Here is a 20,918-nt window from a genome sequence, read left to right as displayed (position 1 = left end):
CGAGCGCTCGGCGGCGTTGCGTGGTGGGAACCTCATTCGCGATCCGTGGCGCGAGCAGCGCGACGATCAGTGGCGGTGTGGCCGAATTCTTGCGTGGCGGCCCAACTCGCCAGCAGGGCGAACTTCTCGGCGGAGTCGGAGGTCTCCTCGACCGTGTAGGTGCAGATGGACAGGCCCGGTTCGCCCGGCATGTCGAATACGTCGAAGGTCACCTCGACCTCGCCGACGGCGGGGTGCCGGTAGATCTTGGTTCCGGTGCGGTGCTCGTGCACGTCGCGGTCGGCCCAGTCCTTGCGGAACTGCGGGCTGCGCATCGACAGTTCTCCGACGAGTTCGGTGAGCGCGTTGTTGAGGGGGTCGCGGCCGGCTTGCAGGCGTAGCATCGCAGCGGTCATTTTCCGCGCCAGCGCCCAGTCGGCGTAGAAGTCGTGCGCTCGCGGGTCGAGGAAGATGAACCGGGCCATGTTCGGCTGCTCGGCTTCGAAGTGCGGTGCGAACAGTGCCCGGCCCATCAGATTCGCGGCTACGAAGTCCTGCTGGGCGTTGTAGACGACAGCCGGCACCACTGTGTTGTCCAGTACCCGCTGGACCGAGGCCCGGACCGGGCGCGCGGCCGGCTTAACGGCGGGTGTCGCCGGCCTTGCCGGGCCGGTGCGGGCCAGGCCGAACAGGTACTCGCGCTCGACGTCGGTGAGCTGTAGTGCCCGGGCGATCGCGTTGAGCACGCTTTCCGACGCGCCGCGGATGTTGCCGCGTTCCAGGCGGGTGTAGTAGTCGAGGCTCACGCCGGCGAGCTGGGCGACCTCCTCGCGGCGCAGGCCCGGCACCCGCCGTTCGCCGCCGTAGTCGGGCAGGCCCGCCTGTTGCGGTGTCACGTGAGCCCGCCGCGAGATCAGAAACTCCCGCACATCGTCTTTGCTACTCATGGCTCCCACGTTCAGTCCGGCGCCCGCGGGTGGAAGGGTCGATAGCTTCCCGCACGGCGGCATGCATGGTCAGAGGGTCAGCAGGACCTTGGTGGCGCGGCGATCGTCCATCGCCCGGTAACCCTCCGCGGCCTGCTCGAGCGGCAGGCTCAGGTCGAACACCTTGCCTGGGTCGATCTTGCGGTCCCAGATGAGCTGGATCAGCTCGGGCAGCAGCCGGCGCACCGGAGCGGGACCACCGTGCACGTGGATGCCGGGGAAGAACAGCGCGGTACCGGGAATGGTGACCTCGTAATTGACACCGACGATGCCCAGATGCCCGGCCGGCCGGGTGGCGCCGATCGCCTGCATCGTCGATTCCTGTGTACCCACGGCCTCGACGACCGAATGCGCGCCGAGCCCACCGGTGAGCTCCTTGATCCGGGCCACCCCATCGTCACCGCGCTCGGTGACGATGTGCGTCGCGCCGTACTCCAGCGCCAGCTTCTGCCGCTGCGGGTGACGCGACATCGCGATGATCCGCTGCGCGCCGAGCTGCTTGGCGGCGAGCACCGCCATCAGCCCGACCGCTCCATCGCCGACAACCGCCACGGTCTTGCCCGGCCCGACCTCGGCGGCCAGCGCACCGAACCAGCCGGTGCCCAGCACGTCGGATGCCGCCAGCAGTGAGGGGACCAACTCCGGCTCCGGATGCCCCGGCGTGGCCACCAGCGTGCCGTCCGCGTACGGGATCCGCGCTCTGTCGGCTTGCGTGCCGATTGTCTGCGACACGAACTCACGGTTCACACACTGCGACGGATATCCGGCACGACAGATCTCGCACGTGCCGTCGGCGACGACGAACGTACCGACGACGAAGTCACCGGCCTTGACGGTCCTGACCGCGGAGCCGACCTCCTCGACCACGCCGACGTACTCGTGACCCATCACCTGATGGTCAGCGGGCTCGACACCGCGATACGGCCACAGGTCCGACCCGCAGATACAGGTGGCGGTCAGCCGCACGACCGCGTCGGTGGGCGCAATGATCTTCGGGTCCTCGCGCTCCTCGACCCGTACGTCACCGGCCTTGTACATCACTACCCCACGCATGCGCGGAACTCCTTGCTGTGCGTTGTGGCGCTGGCGGCGCCTCCGGCGTATGTCGAAAGCGCGGCTGTTCCCGCACCTTCTGGCCTCAATCAAACGCCGGTGACCAGGGGTGCTGGGAGGGCACGACAGAACCCCCCATTCCTGGCTGTGCCTGAACGGCGTGTCGTTCATGAGGTGCAGACAGTCCGCCCGTTGCCTCACGGGGGTGGACGCCGGTCGGTGAACCAGCAGAGCGCGGCCAGCATGATGACGATCAGGCCGACCACGAGGTCGTTGAGCGTGGCGGGCAGGACCGTTCCGTAACCCAGGCGGAAGGGGGCGACGAGCAGCCAGAAGCCGAGCAGTACGTTCACCAGGCTCAACACGCGAGCGCGGCCGGGCCGGGCGACGCGGATCGTCGCCAGCACGAGCAGCAGCAGCCCGACGGCGATGTCGTTGACCACGGCGGGCGGCGCGCCGGCTTCGCGGTGGCCGAGCAGCATCGGTGCGGCGAGGAGCCAGAGTCCGGCCAGGGCTACGAACAGGCTGGGTCTCTGCGCGAACTTCTCCGCACGGCTTTCCTTGGCGACGTCCGAGTACATGCTGTCCTCCCGTCAGTTGAGGACATCCCACCGTTGCTCGGCGGTGTGGTGGTCGCGGTACGGACCCGTGACAGTTCGGAGTCAGTCGGTGCGGTGTTCGGTCAGGGAGGTGGTGCGGAAGAGCTGGCCGTTGGGTGGGAACCCGGCGAGTGCGGTGGGCTTCGGCTCGCCGGTGGACCAGCGCGGGTCGGTGCTCTCGCCGTCGGTGGTCACGGTGGGCCAGCGCATCGGGAGGCCGGCGGCTGCGGTCGGGATCCCATGGTCCATGAGTTGTACGTGCAGGTGCGGTTCGGAGGTGTTTCCGGTGTTGCCTACCGCTGCCAGCTGTTGTCCGGCGGTGACCTGGTCGCCGGGGCGTACCGTTGCGGACCCTTGGCGCACGTGGGCGTACGCCGCGAAGGTTCCGTCGTCGTGCCGGACGATGACGTGGTTGCCGAGGATGCGGTCGGTGCCGGCCAGTTCCCGGGCGAACGCTTCGACGATCATCATCCACAGCAGCGTCGGCCAGGTGTCGCGGCTGCGGTGGTCGCGTTGCCGGTCGGTCGCGCGCACCACCGTGCCGGCGGCCATGGCCAGGACGGGGGCACCGAAACAGGCGTAGCTCTCCGGGCTGCGGGTGCGTAACGACCAGCCGACGGTGGCGGGGGCGTCCGGGGAGGGTTGGAGGAGGTCGACGGCGTACATCTGGCCGTATGCCTTGACGCCGTGGCTGGGCACCGCCGTGCCCGGGCTGTTGAGCGCCACCCAGCGGCCCCGGACGGGCGGGGCCAGGTCGACCGGTGGGTTGTCGCTGCGTGGTGGGCGGACAAGGTAGAGGGCCAGGGGTACGGCCATGAGCAGCAGATCCCACGGCTTGGGGACCGGCAGCACCAGCAGAGCGATCACGAGGAACACGAACAGGCGCAGCCACCAGGTCTGCCAGCGGGCGATGGCACGTTTCATCGGCGAACTCCGTTCAACGGCGGGCATCCGGGGGGTGTGTGGCGGGCGGCGCTCATCGGCGGGCGCCGAGGAGGGTGGTGAGCAGGGGGACCACGCGGGCGGCTGGTACCTCGTAGCGGCCGCCGCCGAGGCTGTGCAACCAGCCTGCGGCGACCAGTTGACGCAGGTGGTGGTAGACCTGCCCGCTGGTGCCCATGCCGTCGAGGCGGATCAGGTCGTTCGCCGTGGCCGCGCCGCGCAGCACCTCCTGCAGCAGGCGGATCCGGGCCGGGTGGGCGAGCGCGGCCAGGGCGGCGACGTGCTGCGACCAGTCGCCGTCGAGCAGGTCCGCGGTGCCGGCGCCCTCCTGCCACCGTGCCGCACGGCCGTCCGGCAAGGTCACATGGCCGGTGATCATGACGGCTCCGGGGTCGTCGACGCGGGAGGTGAGGCCTTCGAGCGCCCAGAACGTGTCCGCGTCGGGGGTCGTCGCACGCTCCGGGGTCTGGAGGGCCTGCTCGAGCGCGGCCACCCGTTGTTCGAGCGCGGCGAGACGGTCGGTGTCACTCACGCTTCGAGCATATCGTAATTACGTGGAAACGTAATGCCGGCGTACGGCGCGCGCCGTCACCAGCAGCAGGCCGGCAGCCAGCAGCGCGAACGCGACGTTGCCCGCCCACCGCACACCGTCGCCCGGCTCCAGCAACCCGGTGAGCACGAACCCCAGCCAGGCGTAGACCGGCAGGACTCCGGCCACCAGCGCGAAGCCGTGCCAGAGACCCCAGCCCGGGGCCTGCGACCACCGCCGCAACAGGATCCACGCCGCGATCAGCACACACCCACCCAGGACCAGCCCGAACGTCGTCTCCGGCCGCGCGACGAAGGCGCTCGCCGCCACGAACGTGCCGAACCCCAGCCACAGCGGGCGCGGCGCCGGGCCGGTACCCGGGTGCACCCGCGGCGGTGCCAGCAGCCCCCAGGCCACGACCAGCACGATCACCAGCAGCACGGTGGTCACCTGTGCGGGGGAGGGGCGTACCGGCGCTGAGGCGTACGCGTCGGAGAAGATCAGCGCGCAGCCCGCCAGGTAGGCCGACGCCGTGACCGCCAGGCCCCGGCCGCGCAGCCACGGCACGGTCCGCCGGGGCCCGGCCAGGAACTCGGCGACGGCGATCGGCACCGTGATGCTCCACACCGCGTGGCCGACGACGAACGACACCGTGCTGACCAGGTCGAACCCCTGCGACGCCAGCGGCGGGTTGAACATGGACAGATCGACCAGGCCGGCCTCCGCGATGCCGTAGGCGGCACCCAGCACCAGCATGGCCGGGTAACTCCGGCCGGTCCGGCGGACCACCTCGCGGATGAGGAGGGCGCCGCCGCCGTACAGCGGCATCAGGAACGCGATGAGCGGCAGCGTCCGCACCGAAAGGTTGCCGAGCAGGAACTCACCCACCCACGGAGCAAGGAAGATCAACGCGAGTACGGGCACCGCGCGGCGAACGCGGTTCGGACGATGTCGGCTCACGTCGGTGACGTTAGGGCGGCCCAGGACCTCGTCGCTGGGGCCGGAGGTCTACCGGTCGTCGACCGAAGTAGCCCGTTGCGCACGACCATCGTCGCCCCCGGGTGGTCAGCGCGGCGTCGGCCAGGTCGAGAAGTGGCGCCTGCGTCGTGTAGCCGCGGCCCGGCACCAGGATCCCCGTCAGCGTCTCGTCACCATAGTGCTCGGGTACGACATGATCGGGCTGGGAACTGCCCACGAGGCGGGCAGTGCGACTTCTGAGAGCATCGATCACATGCGTACGCCGCTTCTGCTGCTCTCCTCAGCCGCGGCACCGTTGCTGCTGATCGGTGGCTGGTTGCTCGCCGAGTCCCGGCAGCCGCCCGGGTTCGACCCGATCACCGACCCGGTGAGCGCACTCGCCGCCACCGACGCCGCCACCCCGGCGATCATGACGGTCGGCTTCGCCGGCGCAGCCCTCGCCTACCTGACCACCGCCGCCGCTCTCACCGAGGCTGCCCGGCCTGGCCGGCTGCTGCTCGGCCTCGGTGGGATGGCGCTGCTGGCGGTGGCGGCGTTCCCGATCTCCGGTGCCGGCACCCCGGCGGGCCATTCGATCGCCGCGGTGGCCTGCTTCGTCGCGCTCGCCGCGTGGCCGGCGTTCGGCCCTGCGAGCGCCGGGGCGCTGCGGCCGTCGGCGTTCGGCCCCGGGACTGCCGGGGCGCTGCGGCGGCCCACCTCGGCCGTTGCGGCCGTGGAGCTGTTCGTGCTGCTGGCCGGGATGGGCGTCACCGCGCTGACCGGCGGACCGTTCGGCCTCGCCGAACGCATCGTCATCGCCGCCGAATCCCTCTGGCCGCTCGTGGTCGTGTTGTCCCTGCGGGTCCGTGCGCGCCCCCTTGGCGCGGAACGGCGGCCCGGCCCTGCGCTCGGCTCCCGCGACGGTCGCCCGCAGCACTGACGTACAGGCCTCCACGTGTTGATCTGCCAGCGATGCGAAATCGCGGTGATCATGGGGTCTTCACCGCGATTTCGCATCGCTAGCAGATCAACAAGGGCGCGCGAGCCACGCTGTGGCGTGCGGGTCCGGCTGTCGGGGGTGGGCGGTGCCGGGACCAGCAGGCGGGCGGCGGCGGTACGGCGGGCGCGTGCGCGGTCGACGTCAGGGCCGGAGGGTCGGCGCCGGGCTCGGCAGGTGAGCGGTCGGCGCCGGGGCCGGCAGGTCCACGCCGGGACCGGCAGGTCGGCGCCGGGCTCGGCACGGGTTCAGCGGGGATGGGCGGGGGAGAGCAGTGCGTCGATCAGGGTGGTGGCCGGTGTGGTGGCCGGGCGGTCGCTGACCTGGCCGTCGCCCAGTTCGATCACCCGCCACGTGCCGTCGGCGCGCCGGGACAGGTCGACGGTGACGAAGGGGAGGGCGAGGCCGGCCACGGCAGCGTCGAGACCGGGTACGTCGGCGTCGTGCGGTGGCGCCGCGTCCGGGGTGTCGGGGTGTGCGGTCCGGAGCCGGCAGACGCCGCCGACCCACCAGGTGCGGACCTCGGCGCCGGTGAAGTTTTCGAAGCGGCGCAGCACGTACCCGCCGGTGAAGTCCTCGCCGCGCAACTCCCGCAGCCGCCTCGCCACCTGCCAGGCGCGCGCCTGGTCCGCGAGGTCGGGGATGAAGGCGGCCTCGTGCCAGTAGTGCTTCATCGATTTCGTGTAGTCGCGGATCACGGCCGCCCCCGCGCCCAGCCGGCGGCACGCGTCGTGGAACGCCTGCTCGTCGTCGCCGGCCGTCCACGTGGTCGCGGGCGTGACGGCGGCGAGCGCGTCGTACCAGCCGGGCAGTTCGTGCGCCTGCCGGTACTGCTTCGCGCCGGTGCGCAGGGTGATGCCGCGCGGGGCGAGGGCGGCGGCGAGCCCCGCGTACGCCGCCGAGGTCAGCATCCAGCCGCGATAGACCGCCGTGGTCGCGTCGCCCCGCACCCGGGCCACCGCCCGGTCGGCCTCGCCGGCGGCGAGTGCGTCGTGGTCGACCAGGGCGACGGCGTGACCGGCCGCCCGAGCCGCGTCCGCCTCCGCCGCGAAGTGCTCGTCTATGCGCCGCGGGTGCAGCACGTCCGCCGGTACCAGCAGCATCATGATCGTTGGCAGGCCTCTCGTGATCTCGCTTCCGGGGGTTGATTGTGGCGGGCGCGTTCAAGCCACGGTTGCCGAGGTCTCCTAGGGTCGGCTGGTGAGGCTCGCGGAGATCCGTCGTTATCCAGTGAAGTCGATGCTCGGCGAGGTGGTGCCGGCGGCTGACGTCGGGCCGCGTGGCCTGGCCGGCGACCGGTTGTGGGCGGTGCGCGACCCGGACGGCAAGTTCGGCAGCGGCAAGAACACCCGCCGCTTCCGGCGGATGCCGGGCCTGTTCGACTTCCGGGCGTACGCGGCGGAGCGGGCCCCCGTCGTGGAGTTGCCCGACGGCCGCCGCTTCGCCGCCGACGATGCCGCCGGGCACCGGGCGGTCGGTGCGGTGCTCGGTCGCACGGTGACCCTCGCCCCGGAATCCGCGGTTCCGCATCATGACGAAGGACCGGTCAGCCTGCTGACGACTGCTTCGATGCGCGCCCTGACCGCGCTCAGCGGTGGCGAAGCGGGCGGTGCGGGCGGCGCGGGCGAAGCGGGCGGTCAGGGCGGTGCGGGGATCGATCCGCTGCGGTTCCGGGCCAACCTGCTGATCGATGTGGCGGGCAGCGGCTTCGTGGAGGACGGCTGGGTCGGGCGCCTGGTGCGGGTCGGTGCGGAGGTCGTGCTCCGGGTGGTCCGCCCGCTCACCCGCTGCGTGATGATCGACATGGCGCAGGACGGGGCCGCCGGCCGCAACGATCTGCTGAAGGCCCTCGCCGAGCACCACGGGATGACCTTCGGCGTGATGGCCGTCGTGGAACGCCAGGGCCGGGTCGCGACCGGCGACGTCTGCTCGTGGGCGTGAACGGCCCGTTGCCGCCGGGAGTGATCGGCTTGCGTACTGTATGCCGGTCCTGTTCCGACGACGTCGATGGGTTGACCGATGAAGAGCCCGCTGCGCCCCGGTGATCCGCGTTCGCTGGGCGGTTACGAGTTGCTGGCTCGGCTCGGTGAGGGCGGCATGGGCTCGGTCTTCCTGGGCCGGCGCGCGGACGGGGCGCTGGTCGCGGTCAAGATCATCAAGCCGGAGTACGCGCACGAGGAGGAGTTCCGGGGGCGGTTCCGCAGCGAGGTGAAACGGGCCCGGCAGGTGCCGCCGTTCTGCACCGCCGCGGTGCTCGACGCGGACCCCGAGCACCGTACGCCGTACCTGGTGGTGGAGTACGTCGACGGCCCCAGCCTGGACGAGGTGGTGACCGGTGAGGGCCCGCTGGCCGACAGCCGGTTGCACAGTGTCGCCGTCGGGGTGGCGACCGCGCTGACCGCGATCCACGGCGCCGGGGTGATCCACCGCGATCTCAAGCCGCGCAACGTGCTGTTCGCCCTCGGCGGGCCCAAGGTGATCGACTTCGGGATCGCCCGGGCCCTGGAGGTGACCAGCCAGCACACCCATCCCGACCAGATGGTGGGCACGGTGGCGTACATGGCGCCGGAACGGTTCGACGGCGTGCACCGCGACATCACCCCGGCCGCCGACGTGTTCGCGTGGGGCGCCGTGATCGCGTACGCGGGCACCGGCCGTACCCCGTTCCGGGCCGATTCGCCGGTCGCCACCGCCGCCCGGATCCTGACGCAGCCGCCGGACCTGACCGGCCTCACCGGGCCGCTGGCCGATCTGGTGGCGCTCGCCCTGGCCAAGGACCCGGAGGAGCGGCCCACCGCGCACGAGCTGCTCAACCTGCTGCTCGCCCAGAACACCGACCCGCACGCGCTCAGCCACCCGCCGACGCTCGATCCGCGGCTGCGGCAGGCCGCCGAGGCGGCTCAGCTCTCCGGGCGGCACGCCTCCGGCGGCAGCCGGCGCCCGGGTCTGCCGGTCGCGGAGGTGCCACGACGCCGGCGACGCAGGCGTACGGTCGTCGCCGTCACCGCCGCGGCGACGGTGCTCATGGCGGCGGCCGGGCTGTACAGCCGGAACACCGGTGACGTGACCGCGACGGATCCCGGGGTCACCGTCGCGCGGGCCGCCCTGCCGGTGCCGGGCGCGGTACGCGGGCCGTGGGTGGTGGACGCCCTCGACCGGCGCGGGCAGTGGCGGGCCACGACCGACGCGGCCGGCGGGCGGTGCTCGTTTGAGGACGGCCTGGTCATGACGACGACCAACTTCTCGCTGATCTGCCCGGGCACCGCCGAGACCTTCGCCGGTGACCAGTCGATCTCCGCCGACGTGACGGTCGGCAGCGCCGACTCCTGCGCCGAGGTCCGTTTCCGATCGGCCGGCGACCACGCCTACTGGCTGGACCTGTGCCCGCGGACCGTCCGGATCCGGCACCAGGGCGCGGTGCAGACGGTCACGCTCGGCGCGGTGGAGTCCACCCTGTTCGCGCCCGGTCAGCGGCGGCGGGTGGTGCTGGACGTGCGGGGCGAGGTCGCGTCGGTGCTGGTGGACGGCACGGCCGTCCTCGATGCGGCGCTGACCGATCCGAGCCTGCTGGCTGGCAAGGTGGCCTTCGGTGTCGGCCCCGCCGACCCGGCCGCGATCGACGTGGAGTCCCGCGCGGTCGTCGCCAACGCCGAGATCAGGCCGATCCAGGACGTCACCCCGTCGGCCGCCGCGGTGCTGCCCCCGTTCACCGACGTGCGCACCGGCGACACCACGTCGATCGTGAAGGTCCGGGCGTACCACCCGCAGTCACGATCGGTTGTCGTGGAACCGGTGCTGTTCATGACCGGTGACGAGTACTGTGCGGCGTTCCGGCTGGAATCCTCGGCGGACACGCCCTGCGAGCAGGCCTGGCTGACCGAGGACAGCCGGATGTCGATCACCCTGCCGACCTCGGCGAACCCGAAGCTGACCAGCACGTTCGACGACCCGGAGCGCTGCGCCGACGACCCGGTCGCGGTCGGCACCTGCCGGATCGGCGCCACCGAGTTCGCCGAACGGCTCGGCAACGGCGGCCTGGCCAGGGTGACGACCGCCGACGGCACGGTCACCGCGCTCGCCGAGGTCTACACCCCCTGACGTACGGCGGTGGCGCCACGCCGCCAGCGGGCCCGCAGCAGCAGGACCGGTGTCAGGACCGCGGCCGTCAGCAGGACCAGCACGACGCTGACACCCTTCGTCGACGGCCGCACCGGCCCGTCCGGCGCCTGCGCCATGGTGTCGGCGGCCCAGCCGGCCAGGGTGTCGACGCGGGCACTGAGGTCGGCGCCGGTGTGCGGGCAGCTGGGTCCGGAACTGACCACGGCGACGAGGGAGACCGCGCCGCCGGGCCCCTCCCGGAAGTACGGGCCACCGGAGTCGTGCGGGCACGGGCTGGTGTCCGCCCGGGGCGTCAGCCCGGCCGTCTCGACGAGGGTGTCACCGACCGCGGCGACGGTGAACGTGCCGGTCTGCAAGCGGGCCGGCGGCCGCGTACCGTCGCCGGTGGTCAGTCCGAAACCGGTCAGCCGCAGCACCTCGCCGGCCCGCGGCGCCTCGCCGGTGATCGGGATCGGCGTGACATCGGTGATGGCGGTGCCGAGCTCGGCCAGGGCCACGTCGGCGTACTCGGCCTGATGCACCGCGACGACCTCGGCCTCCTGCCCGCCGATGCCGTCCGGCTCGGAGCGCCCGACGACGGCGACAGTACGGTCCGCGACGGTACGGTCCACCCGTTGGCCGCCGGCGTCGCGGAAACAGTGTCCGGCAGTGATCACCCAGCGCGGGGCGATCAGGGCGCCGGAGCACCAGCTGTCCCGGGTGCCGCCGCCGTCGGCGGGCAGGCCGGTCATGGTGAGCAGCGCCGAGAAGCGGTAGGCGCGGTGCGGTGCGTCCTCGCCGTGCGCGATAGCGGCGGCCGGCCGAGCCGCGAGGGGCACGGCCGCGGCGCAGACGACGAGGACGACGAGCAGGTTCCTGATGAAGCCGTACATGGCAGACGATGATGCGCACCGGGTCGTCCGGGCAGCGTCAACGGCGTCTTTATCGGCCACTGACATTCGGCGTGCGAAGCTGGCGACCGGTGGGCGTGAACGGAAGGACATGGGATGCGGGTGCTGGTGGCGGACGACGAACGCCTGCTCGCCGACGCGGTCGCCCAGGGGCTGCGCCGGCTGTCGATGGCCGTCGACGTCGTCTACGACGGTGACAGCGCCTCCGAGCGCGTCGCGGTGAACCGCTACGACGTCGCGGTCCTGGACCGGGACATGCCCGGGCGCAGCGGTGACGAGGTGTGCCGGCAGGTGGCGAGCGCGCAGCAGGGCACCAAGGTGCTGATGCTGACCGCCGCGGCCGGCATCCGGGACCGGGTGGAAGGGCTGGGGCTGGGCGCCGACGACTACCTGACCAAACCGTTCGCCTTCGCCGAACTCGCCGCCCGGGTGCAGGCGTTGTCGCGCCGCTCCGGCGCCGCGCTGCCACCGGTGCTGGAACGAGCCGGCATCGAGCTGGACAGCACCCGGCACACCGTCACCCGCGACGGCGAGCTGCTGACGCTGTCGTCCAAGGAGTTCGCGATCCTGCACGTGCTGCTGCGCGCCGGCGGCCGGGTGGTCAGCACCGAGGAACTGCTGGAACAGGCCTGGGACGAGAACGCCGACCCGTTCACCAACACCGTACGCATGGCGGTGATGACCCTGCGCCGCAAACTCGGTGACCCACCGGTGATCCACACGGTCCGCCGGGCCGGTTACCGGATCGGCTGATGGGCACCCGTTCCGCGGCCCGCCGGGTGCTGGTGCTCTGCGCGGCCCTGCTCGTCGCGGCGCAGGCGGCGCCGCTGATCGCCGACCAGCTGCTGGCCCTGCTGCGCGAGTTCGGCCCCGGCTGGTGCCGGCTGCCGGTGGGCCGCGCGCCGGACGAGAGCACCTCGTTCGTCTGCACCCAGATCTTCCGCCGGCCGAGCATCCCGGGCACCGTGCTGCTCGTGCTGGTCCTGGCCGCTGCCCTGGCCGCGTGTCATCCGCTGATCCGGTGGTGCCTGAGTCCGATCCGCGACCTCGCGGCGAGCATCGGCGCCGTCGGCCCGCAGAACCTCGGCCACCGCTTGCGTCCCGGCCCGGGCAACGACGAGGTCGCGGTACTCGCCCGCGCTCTTGACGACATGATGGACCGGATCGCCGTCAGCTACGAGGCCCAGCGCCGGTTCGCCGCCGACGCCTCGCACGAGCTGCGCACCCCGCTCGCCGTGCAACGGACCCTGATCGAGGTCAGCATGGCCGACGAGCTCACCACCGAGCAGCTGGAACTGCTCACCGACCAGCTGCTGGCCACCAACGAACGCAACGAACGTCTCATCGACGGGCTGCTGGTGCTCAGCGAGAGCGACCGCGGGCTGACGACACGGACCGCGCTGCGCCTCGACCGGATCACCGGCGCGGTCCTCGACGCGCACCGCAAACGGGCCGCCGAGGCCGGCCTCACCATCACCGGCACGCTGCATCCGCGGACCGTGCTCGGCGAACAGGTGCTGCTGGAACGACTGGTCACCAACCTGGTGCAGAACGCGATCAAATACAACCGGCCGGGCGGGACCATCGACGTACGGGTCGGCGACGATCCCGCGCTCGTGGTGGCCAACACCGGGGACGACGTGCCGCCGGAGGACGTACCCGCGCTGTTCGAGCCGTTCCGGCGCCGCGCCGCCACCCGCATCGACCACAGCGGCGGCGCCGGGCTCGGCCTGGCCATCGCCCGCTCCATCACCCAGGCGCACGAGGGCCTGATCGCGGCGTCCTCCACCGGCCACGACGGGCTGCGTGTCGAGGTGTCGTTCCCGCCGGCGCGGCCGGCGGCCGAGATCGACGGCCGGACGCCGTGAGCCGGCGCGACGGGCTGACCATCGGCGAGTTCGCCACGCTGAGCCACCTGAGCGTGCGGACCCTGCGCCGTTACCACCAGGCCGGCCTGCTGGAACCCGCGATGGTCGACCCGCACACGAAGTACCGGTACTACCTGGCCGACCAGATCCCGGCCGCGCAGGTCATCCACCGGCTCCGGGAACTCGACATGCCACTGGCCGAGGTGCGGTCCGTCCTGGCGACCGAGGACCCGGCCGAACGTGCCGCCCTCGTCGCCGGGCACCTGCGGCGCCTCGAGGCCGAGCTCGACCGCACCCGGGCAGCGGTCGTGTCACTGCGCCGGCTGCTGGCGCCCGAACCCGAGCAGCTCGCGGTGAAACTGCGGCAGGTGCCCGCGCGCACGGTGGCCGCGGTCAGCGGGCACGTGCCGCTCGGGGACGCGCTCGACTTCTACGACCGGGCGATGGCGGAGCTGGACGCGGCCTTCCCGCCGGCCGAACGCACCGGACCACCCGGCGGCCGGTACGCCAACGCGCTGTACACCGGCGGCAGCGGTGCGTTCACCGTGTACCGGCCGGTCCGCGCGCCACGTGCCGACGGGCGGATCCAGGTCGTCGAGCTGCCGGCAGCCGACCTGGCCGTGACCGTGCACGCCGGGGCGCACGACGACCTCGACGTTACCTACGGGCGCCTGGGCGCCTGGGTGGCCGGTCACGCGCTGGGGGTCGACGGGCCGGTTCACGAGGCGTACCTGGTCGGGCCGCGCGACACCGGGGAGGCCGCGCGGTGGCGTACCGAAATCGGCTGGCCGGTCTTCCGTCTCGGTTGACCCTCTCCCCGGGGGAGGGTGCACGGTGGTGGCATGGACACGAACACCGCCGTTTCTTGGGACGACCTGCCCGCTGTGATCACGACCTACCTGCCCGCACACGAGGCGCGGGACATCGCGGCAGCGCTCGCCGCCTTCACCGCCGACGCCGTGGTGACCGACGAGGGCCGCACCTATCGCGGACACGACGAGATCCGGGCCTGGCTGGCCGCGACCGGCAGCGAATACACCTACACCACCGCGTTCACCGGCGCCGCCCGCACCGCGGCCGCGGAGTTCGACGTGGTCCAGCACCTGGAGGGCGACTTCCCCGGTGGCTCGGCCGACCTGCACTACCGGTTCGCCCTGGCCGGCGACGCCATCAGCCGGCTCGTGATCGAGCCGTGAGCCGCGGGCGGCCGGTGCGCGGAAAACGGTTGGCGGAGCACGGTGGTCGCTGCTAGTTTCTCGGTGCCGTGCGAGAGACCGAGGAGGTGGTACCCGTGAATGTTGTGACATGGGTGCTCCCCGGTGGGGTCATGGTCGGGCGATAGGTCGTCCGGGAGCGCCGTTCGCGAGCACTCCCGAAAGGCACGACCATGCGATTCACCACTGAGCAGCACCTCGACGACGGGGTCGTCGAACGCGCGTTCACCCTCGGCGAGATCCCCGGCATCCTGTGGACACCGGCGTCCGCATCGGCACCGGTCCCGCTGATCCTGCTCGGCCACCCACCACTCGGGTTGCGCACGATGTACCCCCGGCTGGTGGCACGGGCCCGGCAGTGCGCGGCGGAGGGCATCGCCGCGGCCACCATCGAGCTTCCCGGCAGCGGGGGCCGGCCCCGGTGGGCCGGCGCCGAGCAGGCCGGCGCCGACCTGCGGCGCACGCTGGAGGCCGGTGAACAGGTCAGCGACGAGATCATCGACGCCCTGGTCCTACCCCTCGTCGACCGGGCGGTCCCGGAATGGCGGACCGCCCTGGACGCCCTGTTGTCGCTGCCGGACATCGGCGGCCCGGTCGGGTACTCGGGGGGAGTGATCTCCGTCGGCATCCGGCTGGCGCTTGTCGAACCGCGCGTCGTGGCTGCCGGGCTGTTCGCCGGGAGCTTCGTGCCGCGCCGCATGGTCGAGGAGGCCCGGCAGGTCACCGTTCCGCTGCACGTCCTGCTGCAGTGGGACGACGAAGGGAACGACCGGCAGGCGGCCCTGGACCTGTTCGACGCCTTCGGCTCCCCGGACAAGACGCTGTACGCCAGCATGGGCGGGCACGCCGGCGTCCCGCAGCACGCCGGGGAGGACGCGGCCAGGTTCTTCGCCCGGCATCTGCGCCAGTGACGTGACCTCGGACGTGTGAGGTGCCGACGCCGGGGCCGCCCGGTGGCGGGCCGGCCCCGGCGTCGGGACACCGGCGGGTTCGACCACGTCACGGCGGGTCCTGCGGGGCTTCGGCGCCCTCCGGGGGCGTTGGGCGACGGGATTCCGGGAGTTCCAGGAAGTCGCGCATCCGGGCGCGGACGCGTGGTGATCTGATCCGGCCGGTGATCTGCCCGGCCTCGGCGAGGAGCTTCCCGGCAGCCTGGCCGCCGTCCGGTGCGGTGGCGACCTCGTCGATCGCCCAGAACTTCAACGTCTCGACGGCCTTCACCAGCGCGTCGTCGTCGCCGGTCAGGGAATCGACAGTGGCCCGCATCGCCGCACGCGCATCGTCGGGACGCCCCTCGCGGAACAGGTGGTAGGCGTAGCCGCGACGTGCGTACACGGCCTGGGTGGTGCCCTCCCGGACAGCCTTCGTGATCGCCAGCTGCCAGATCCGCTCCGAGTCGGCGGGGTAACCTGTCCGGCTCAGGGCGTGGGCGAGCACGCGCAGCTCGGCACGATCGGCCCCGGGCTGCCCGTGGAGGCTGCCGTGTTGACGACACCGGCCTCGAGGGAAGGCGGCGACCGTGAGGATCCCGGGTCGCCGGCGAGGGGCGTACCGGCGGTACACCCCTCGCCGGTGACTTCCTCCGCGCGCGTGCGGCAGGTGGGGTGGAGACATGACAGCCTCCGTCGTCGACGTGGCACCGGATCGCCGGGGCCGCGCCCGTCTCACCGCCGGCGTGGTCGCCACCGTGATGTTCGTGACCGCGATCGCGCCGCTCGCCACCGACATGTACGTCCCGGCGTTCCCGCAGGTCGCTAGTGACCTGTCGGCGACCGCGACCCAGGTGCAGCTCACCCTGACCACGTTCTTCGCCGGCATGGCGCTGGGTCAGCTGATCGGCGGGCCGGTCTCCGACCAGCGTGGCCGCCGCCGGCCGCTGATCGCCGCCCTCGTGGTGATGAGCGCCGCCTCCGTCGTCTGCGCGCTCACGCCGTCGATCGGCGTCATGATGGCGGCCCGGTTCGTGCAGGGCTTCAGCGGTGGCTGGGCGATGGTGATCGGCCGCGCGGTGATCGTCGACCTGGCCACCGGGGCGCGGCTGGTCCGGGTCCTGAACGTGATCGCCGGGGTGGGTGGCATCGCCCCGATCGTCGGGCCGCTGCTGGGCGCGGTGATCCTGCAGCTGTCGGACTGGCGGATGTCGTTCTGGGCGGTCGCCGGTCTGGGCGTGGCGATGGTCCTGGCCGTGCTGGTCGCCGTCCCGGAATCGCTGCCGGCGCAGCGCCGGCACGGCGGGGGCCTGCGGGCGTTCGCGGTCGCCGGGCGCCAGGTACTCACCCGGCGGCGGTACGTCGGATACCTCCTGGTCAGTGGCTCGGCGATGGCCGCGCTGTTCGCCTACGTGGCCACGTCGGCGTTCGTGCTGCAGTCGATGAACGGGATGTCGCCGGTCGCGTACTCGATCGATTTCGCTCTCAACGCCGCCGGGATGACGGTGGCCGCTCTGGTCGCCGCCCGGCTGGCCGGCCGCGTCGCCACCCGCAAGGTCATCCTCGCCGGGCAGGTCGCCGCCCTGGCCGCCGGCATGGCGATGCTGGCCGGCGCGCTGTGGTTCGGCACACCGCTGCCGCTCGTGGTCGGCTGCTTCTTCGTGCTGATGACCGCGCAGGGCCTGATCGGCCCGAACGGTGGGGCGCTCGCCTCCGCGGAGGTCCCCGAGCACCCCGGCACCGGCTCCGCCGTCCTCGGATTCGTCACCTGGATCGCCGCCGGGACGGTCGCCCCGATCGCCGGGCTCGGCGGCGAGGACACGGCCGTACCGATGGCGTCGCTGATGATCGCGGGCACGGTCCTCTCCATGGCCGGTCTGCTCCTGGTGGCCCGCCCGGACCGGGCGCCGGCGGTCCGCCACGCTTGAGGCGCGGCAACTCGCGCCCGGCGTCAGCCCGGTTCGGACTCGTGCCCGGCCGGCAGGGTGCGCAGCAACCCGTCGTAGGCACGGGCGGCCGAGATCTCGCCGGTGACGACCTGGTGGATGGTGCGGGTGATCGGCATCGGCAACCCGTGCCGATCGGCCAGCCGGACCGCGGCGTGCACCGTCTTGACCCCCTCGGCGACCTGGCCCATCTCGGCGAGGATGTCGTCAAGCGTGCGCCCGCGGCCCAGCTGCTCGCCGACGTGCCGGTTGCGGCTGTGCGGGCTGATGCACGTCGCCACCAGGTCACCCATCCCGGCCAGTCCGGCGAGCGTGCTGGGCTCGCCGCCCATCGCCACGCCAAGGGTGGTCAGCTCGGCCAGTCCGCGGGAGATCACCCCGGCCCGGGTGTTGTCACCCACGCCCAGGCCCTGTGCGATGCCGGTGGCGATCGCCACGACGTTCTTCAGCGCCCCGCCGACCTCGCAGCCGATCACGTCGTGGTTGGTGTAGACGCGCAGCAGCCCGCGGCGGAACACACGCTGTATCTCGGTGGCGACGGTGAGGTCCTCCGTCGCGATGACCGTGGCCGCGGCCATGCCCGCCATGATCTCTTTGGCCAGGTTGGGGCCGGTGAGCGCGGCGGCCGGATGCCCCGGCAGCACGTCCTTGATCACCTCGGTCATCCGCAGCAGCGAGTCGCGTTCCAGCCCCTTGCTGAGGCTGACCACCGGGATCCAGGGGTGCAGGTCCGGCCGGACCCGCTCCAGGGTGTCCCGGAACGCCCCGGTCGGCACCCCGACGACCAGCAGCTCCGCGTGCGCGGCCGCCTCGGCGAGATCGCACGTCGCCCGGAGCCGGTCCGGCAGCGGGAAACCGGCGAGATAGCGCTCGTTGCGGTGCCCGGTGTTGATCTCGTCAGCGGTTTCCGGGCTGCGCGCCCAGATCAGCGACTCGTGGTCGCGGCGGGTGAGTACTGACGCGACGGTGGTGCCCCAGGAACCGGCACCCAGAACGGTGATCCGCATGATCCCCCTCATCCCGCACGCGCCGCTGCGGGTGCGGGATGAGGATACGGCCCCCCGCCCGCCTTCGTGTTCCGTCCGGACAGTCCCGGCCGGTGCCCGCGACCGCAACCCGGTGGCACCGATCCTGGCCCCGGATGCGCACCCGTGCTGCCGGACTGTTCCTGGTCTGCCCGGCCGAACGGGCCGGACAACATGGGGGAGATTCTTTGCGACGCGCCAAGCTGCCGACAGCCGTGACAGCTCTGACCGCCGTGATCACCGGCGCCGCCACCGTGCTGACGCCGGGTGCTGCCGCCGCGGCCACCACCGACGTGGTGATCCCGGCCGCCGACGACACCTACACCTCGAGCGGCCGCGCGAGCACGGCGTTCGGGTCGGAGGACAAACTCGCCGTCGGCACGCTCGGCGGTGACAGCAAGACCGTCTACGTGAAGTTCACCGTGCCCGCCGGCACCGACGTGCGCAAGGCGGTGCTGTTCCTGCGCCCGCTGAGCACGCCGTCCGGCAAGCTCACCGTGACCCGGATCGTCGACAACTCGTGGACCGAGGGCAAGCTGACCCACGGCAACGCCCCGAAACTCGGGCTGCCGGTCGCCTCGGTGACACCGAAAGCCGCCGACACGCGCGTCGGCTTCGACCTGAGCCACGAGGTGTACGGGCCGGGCACCTACTCGTTCGCGCTGACGTCGTCGCTCACCAACGGTGTCGTGCGGTTCCAGTCCGGCGAGAACACCGCCAAGGGCGGGCCCGAGATGGTCCTCACCACCAGCCCGGCCACCGCCGCTCCGACCCCGTCCCGGCCGAGCGCCCCGGTCGCGGCCGGCGACTACCGGAACTGCGTCACCGGCACCAAGCTCGTACCCTCCTGCGGTGTGCTGTGGGGCGGCGCCGCCGGTGGGTTCACCAGCCTGCCGCGCGATGTCGAACACCGGAACTGGGAGAAGCGCAGCGGCCGCACCGCGACGATCTTCCACACCTACCACAAGGGCGACGAGGCCTTCCCGACCGCGGCGGAGATCGCCATGACCGGCGACGCGGCGAACCCGCGCGTGCTGCTGCTCAACTGGAAGATCGCGTACGGGTCGACGTGGTCCAAGGTCGCGAAGGGCGAACAGGACAAGCGCATCGACGCGTTCGCGGCACGGGCGAAGGCGTACGGCAAGAAGCTCTTCCTGGTCCTGCACCACGAGCCGGAGAACGATGTGGTCGCCAAGGCCGGGTCCGGCTGGGAGGCCAAGGACTACGCCGCCATGTACCGGCACACGATCGAACGACTGCGGGTGAAGGGCGCGACGAACGTGGTGAACGTGCTCGCCTACATGGGCAACGAGAAGTGGCTGGCGCAGTCCTGGTGGAAGGACCTGTACCCGGGCGACGACGTGGTGGACTGGATCGGCCTGGACTCCTACGTCTCGGCCGAGAAGGGTTACTACCACTACGGCGACTTCGGCGACCTGCTCGACCGCGCACCCACCGGCGGTGGCCTCGGCTTCTACGACTGGGCCACCACCAAGCACCCCGGTAAGCCCATCATGATCGCGGAGTGGGGCGCCTACCACCGGATCGGCAAGGCCACCGACAAGTCGTTCGTCTACGACAGCGTGCTCGCCGAACTGGTGAAGCGGCCCGCGATCAAGGCGATCGTGCACTTCGACACCAAGGCTGACAACGAGGGCGACCGCGACATCAGCATCGACAGCACCCCGGCCGGCCTGGCCGCCTTCCAGAAACTGGCCGCCAGCCCGATCTTCACCGTCAAGCTGGGCTGACGTCCGGATCCACCACGTGCGAGCCGCCACCTGGCCTGGGTGGCGGCTCGCGCCGTTGCCCGCCGAGGAGGGGCGCTATCGTGGTGGCGTGCCGGCGGCCCATCGATGATCCACCTCCCCCTGGTCCGGAGTGGCCCGCTGCGGGCGCTCGCGGTGCGGGTCGCCATGGCGCTGGCGCTCGTGTTCGTCGTCGTCACGGTGGTCTTCGCCGGCCGCGACGGTTACCGGGACGTCAACGAGGACGGGCTGACACTGCTCGACTGCTTCTACTACGCCGTCGTGTCACTGTCGACCACCGGGTACGGCGACATCACACCGGACTCACCCGGCGCCCGGCTGGTGAACATTCTGGTGATCACCCCGGCGCGCGTGCTGTTCCTGATCATCCTGGTCGGCACCACCCTCGAGGTGCTGACCCACCAGTTCCGTAACAGCCTGCGGATCGACAGATGGAGACGGAAGTTGAAGGACCATGTCGTCGTCTGTGGATACGGCACCAAGGGCCGCGCCGCGGTGAGCGCCCTGCTGGAGAACGGCTACGACAAGTCCCGCATCGTCGTCGTGGAGACGTTCGAGCCGGCGCTGCGGCAGGCCATCGCGGACGGTCTCGCCGTGGTGGAGGGCAACGCCACCCGCTCGGCGGTCCTCACCGACGCGGACGTGAAGAAGTGCAAGGCCGTCATCATCGCCACCGACACCGACGAGGCGTCGCTGCTGATCAGCCTCACCGTCCGCCAGCTGACCGCCGGCCAGGTCCGCATCATCGCCGCGGTCCGGGAACAGGAGAACGCGACACTGCTCAAGCAGGGCGGCGCCCACCACGTCATCGTCTCCTCGTCGACGGCCGGCCGGCTGCTCGGCCTGACCACCACCGCGCCACCACTTATCGACGTGGTGGAGGACCTGCTCACCCCCGGTCAGGGCATGGCCCTGGCGATGCGCTCGGCGGAGCGGGCCGAGGTCGGCCGCAACCCCCGCGAGCTGGCGACGCTGGTGGTGGCGCTGATCCGGCGCGGCAAGGTGCTGCCGCTCGGCGGCGAACGGGCCGCGCTCGTCGAGACCGGCGACATGCTGGTCTACATCCGGGTCGAGGAGACCCCCACCGCGGCCTGACCACCGCCCCGCCGGACGCGC

21 protein-coding genes are annotated in these 20,918 nt (G+C 72.1%); 11 read left to right on the top strand and 10 right to left on the bottom strand.

Features of this window, described 5'->3' with window-relative positions; translation table 11 throughout:
* Positions 1 to 32: 32 nt before the first annotated feature.
* The 6 genes from LPA41_RS30415 to LPA41_RS30390 all read right to left on the bottom strand — a co-directional run bounded on the left by LPA41_RS30415 (position 33) and on the right by LPA41_RS30390 (position 5,048).
* Positions 33 to 926, bottom strand: a complete 894-nt coding sequence (locus tag LPA41_RS30415) for a helix-turn-helix domain-containing protein (protein WP_229074468.1) — start codon at positions 924 to 926, stop codon at positions 33 to 35.
* A gap of 69 nt (positions 927 to 995) precedes the next feature.
* On the bottom strand, positions 996 to 2,018 hold the full coding sequence (locus tag LPA41_RS30410; protein WP_229074467.1) for a zinc-dependent alcohol dehydrogenase family protein: 1,023 nt from the start codon (positions 2,016 to 2,018) through the stop codon (positions 996 to 998).
* 197 nt (positions 2,019 to 2,215) lie between these two features.
* Positions 2,216 to 2,599, bottom strand: a complete 384-nt coding sequence (locus LPA41_RS30405; protein WP_229074466.1) for an SPW repeat protein — start codon at positions 2,597 to 2,599, stop codon at positions 2,216 to 2,218.
* Positions 2,600 to 2,680: 81 nt separating this feature from the next.
* Positions 2,681 to 3,541: a M23 family metallopeptidase gene (locus LPA41_RS30400; RefSeq protein ID WP_229074465.1), complete on the bottom strand. Its 861-nt coding sequence runs from the start codon at positions 3,539 to 3,541 to the stop codon at positions 2,681 to 2,683.
* Between the two features lie 52 nt (positions 3,542 to 3,593).
* Positions 3,594 to 4,091, bottom strand: a complete 498-nt coding sequence (locus tag LPA41_RS30395) for a helix-turn-helix domain-containing protein (RefSeq protein ID WP_229074464.1) — start codon at positions 4,089 to 4,091, stop codon at positions 3,594 to 3,596.
* Positions 4,092 to 4,109: 18 nt separating this feature from the next.
* The gene (locus LPA41_RS30390; protein ID WP_229074463.1) at positions 4,110 to 5,048 is read right to left on the bottom strand and encodes a hypothetical protein; all 939 of its coding nucleotides are present in this window, start codon (positions 5,046 to 5,048) and stop codon (positions 4,110 to 4,112) included.
* Between the two features lie 271 nt (positions 5,049 to 5,319).
* Here LPA41_RS30390 and LPA41_RS30385 point away from each other — a divergent pair, with 271 nt between their 5' ends.
* Complete coding sequence (locus tag LPA41_RS30385) at positions 5,320 to 5,985, top strand: DUF998 domain-containing protein (protein WP_229074462.1); 666 nt, start codon at positions 5,320 to 5,322, stop codon at positions 5,983 to 5,985.
* 305 nt (positions 5,986 to 6,290) lie between these two features.
* Here LPA41_RS30385 and LPA41_RS30380 read toward each other — a convergent pair whose 3' ends face one another.
* Entirely contained in the window at positions 6,291 to 7,145 is an 855-nt protein-coding gene (locus tag LPA41_RS30380) for an ATP-grasp domain-containing protein (RefSeq protein WP_229074461.1), read from the bottom strand.
* Between the two features lie 97 nt (positions 7,146 to 7,242).
* Between LPA41_RS30380 and LPA41_RS30375 the strand changes: the two genes are divergently transcribed.
* Together LPA41_RS30375 and LPA41_RS30370 are read left to right on the top strand one after the other, a co-directional pair.
* Positions 7,243 to 7,983 carry an MOSC domain-containing protein gene (locus LPA41_RS30375; RefSeq protein WP_229074460.1) on the top strand — a complete coding sequence of 247 codons (741 nt, stop codon included), beginning with the start codon at positions 7,243 to 7,245 and terminating at the stop codon, positions 7,981 to 7,983.
* Between the two features lie 78 nt (positions 7,984 to 8,061).
* On the top strand, positions 8,062 to 10,140 hold the full coding sequence (locus LPA41_RS30370) for a serine/threonine-protein kinase (protein ID WP_229074459.1): 2,079 nt from the start codon (positions 8,062 to 8,064) through the stop codon (positions 10,138 to 10,140).
* Here LPA41_RS30370 and LPA41_RS30365 read toward each other — a convergent pair.
* Complete coding sequence (locus tag LPA41_RS30365) at positions 10,128 to 11,033, bottom strand: trypsin-like serine protease (protein ID WP_229074458.1); 906 nt, start codon at positions 11,031 to 11,033, stop codon at positions 10,128 to 10,130. The genes LPA41_RS30370 and LPA41_RS30365 overlap by 13 nt on opposite strands.
* Before the next feature lie 114 nt (positions 11,034 to 11,147).
* On the opposite strand from LPA41_RS30365, the gene LPA41_RS30360 reads away from it, so the two are divergent.
* The 5 genes from LPA41_RS30360 (at position 11,148) to LPA41_RS30340 (ending at position 15,044) form a co-directional block, all read left to right on the top strand.
* Positions 11,148 to 11,804 carry a response regulator transcription factor gene (locus tag LPA41_RS30360; protein WP_229074457.1) on the top strand — a complete coding sequence of 219 codons (657 nt, stop codon included), beginning with the start codon at positions 11,148 to 11,150 and terminating at the stop codon, positions 11,802 to 11,804.
* The gene (locus LPA41_RS30355; protein ID WP_229074456.1) at positions 11,804 to 12,919 is read left to right on the top strand and encodes a HAMP domain-containing sensor histidine kinase; all 1,116 of its coding nucleotides are present in this window, start codon (positions 11,804 to 11,806) and stop codon (positions 12,917 to 12,919) included. The genes LPA41_RS30360 and LPA41_RS30355 overlap by 1 nt, the downstream gene beginning before the upstream one ends.
* Complete coding sequence (locus tag LPA41_RS30350) at positions 12,916 to 13,728, top strand: MerR family transcriptional regulator (protein WP_229074455.1); 813 nt, start codon at positions 12,916 to 12,918, stop codon at positions 13,726 to 13,728. Before LPA41_RS30355 ends, LPA41_RS30350 begins: the two co-directional genes overlap by 4 nt.
* A 33-nt stretch (positions 13,729 to 13,761) precedes the next feature.
* Positions 13,762 to 14,115, top strand: a complete 354-nt coding sequence (locus LPA41_RS30345; RefSeq protein WP_229074454.1) for a nuclear transport factor 2 family protein — start codon at positions 13,762 to 13,764, stop codon at positions 14,113 to 14,115.
* 191 nt (positions 14,116 to 14,306) lie between these two features.
* On the top strand, positions 14,307 to 15,044 hold the full coding sequence (locus LPA41_RS30340; protein ID WP_229074453.1) for an alpha/beta hydrolase: 738 nt from the start codon (positions 14,307 to 14,309) through the stop codon (positions 15,042 to 15,044).
* A gap of 88 nt (positions 15,045 to 15,132) precedes the next feature.
* On the opposite strand, the gene LPA41_RS30335 is transcribed toward LPA41_RS30340, so the two are convergent.
* Positions 15,133 to 15,570: a hypothetical protein gene (locus LPA41_RS30335; RefSeq protein ID WP_229074452.1), complete on the bottom strand. Its 438-nt coding sequence runs from the start codon at positions 15,568 to 15,570 to the stop codon at positions 15,133 to 15,135.
* A 175-nt stretch (positions 15,571 to 15,745) separates the two neighbouring features.
* Between LPA41_RS30335 and LPA41_RS30330 the strand changes: the two genes are divergently transcribed.
* Complete coding sequence (locus LPA41_RS30330; RefSeq protein ID WP_229074451.1) at positions 15,746 to 16,990, top strand: multidrug effflux MFS transporter; 1,245 nt, start codon at positions 15,746 to 15,748, stop codon at positions 16,988 to 16,990.
* Between the two features lie 23 nt (positions 16,991 to 17,013).
* On the opposite strand, the gene LPA41_RS30325 is transcribed toward LPA41_RS30330, so the two are convergent.
* Positions 17,014 to 18,015 carry an NAD(P)H-dependent glycerol-3-phosphate dehydrogenase gene (locus tag LPA41_RS30325; RefSeq protein WP_229074450.1) on the bottom strand — a complete coding sequence of 334 codons (1,002 nt, stop codon included), beginning with the start codon at positions 18,013 to 18,015 and terminating at the stop codon, positions 17,014 to 17,016.
* Positions 18,016 to 18,149: 134 nt separating this feature from the next.
* Here LPA41_RS30325 and LPA41_RS30320 point away from each other — a divergent pair, with 134 nt between their 5' ends.
* Positions 18,150 to 19,784 carry a DNRLRE domain-containing protein gene (locus LPA41_RS30320; protein WP_229074449.1) on the top strand — a complete coding sequence of 545 codons (1,635 nt, stop codon included), beginning with the start codon at positions 18,150 to 18,152 and terminating at the stop codon, positions 19,782 to 19,784.
* A gap of 105 nt (positions 19,785 to 19,889) precedes the next feature.
* Positions 19,890 to 20,897 carry a TrkA family potassium uptake protein gene (locus tag LPA41_RS30315; RefSeq protein WP_229074448.1) on the top strand — a complete coding sequence of 336 codons (1,008 nt, stop codon included), beginning with the start codon at positions 19,890 to 19,892 and terminating at the stop codon, positions 20,895 to 20,897.
* Positions 20,898 to 20,918: the final 21 nt, after the last annotated feature.

This window comes from Actinoplanes sp. DH11, assembly GCF_020873875.1.
GTDB lineage: Bacteria > Actinomycetota > Actinomycetes > Mycobacteriales > Micromonosporaceae > Actinoplanes.
This window is presented reverse-complemented; position numbering and strand designations above follow the sequence as displayed.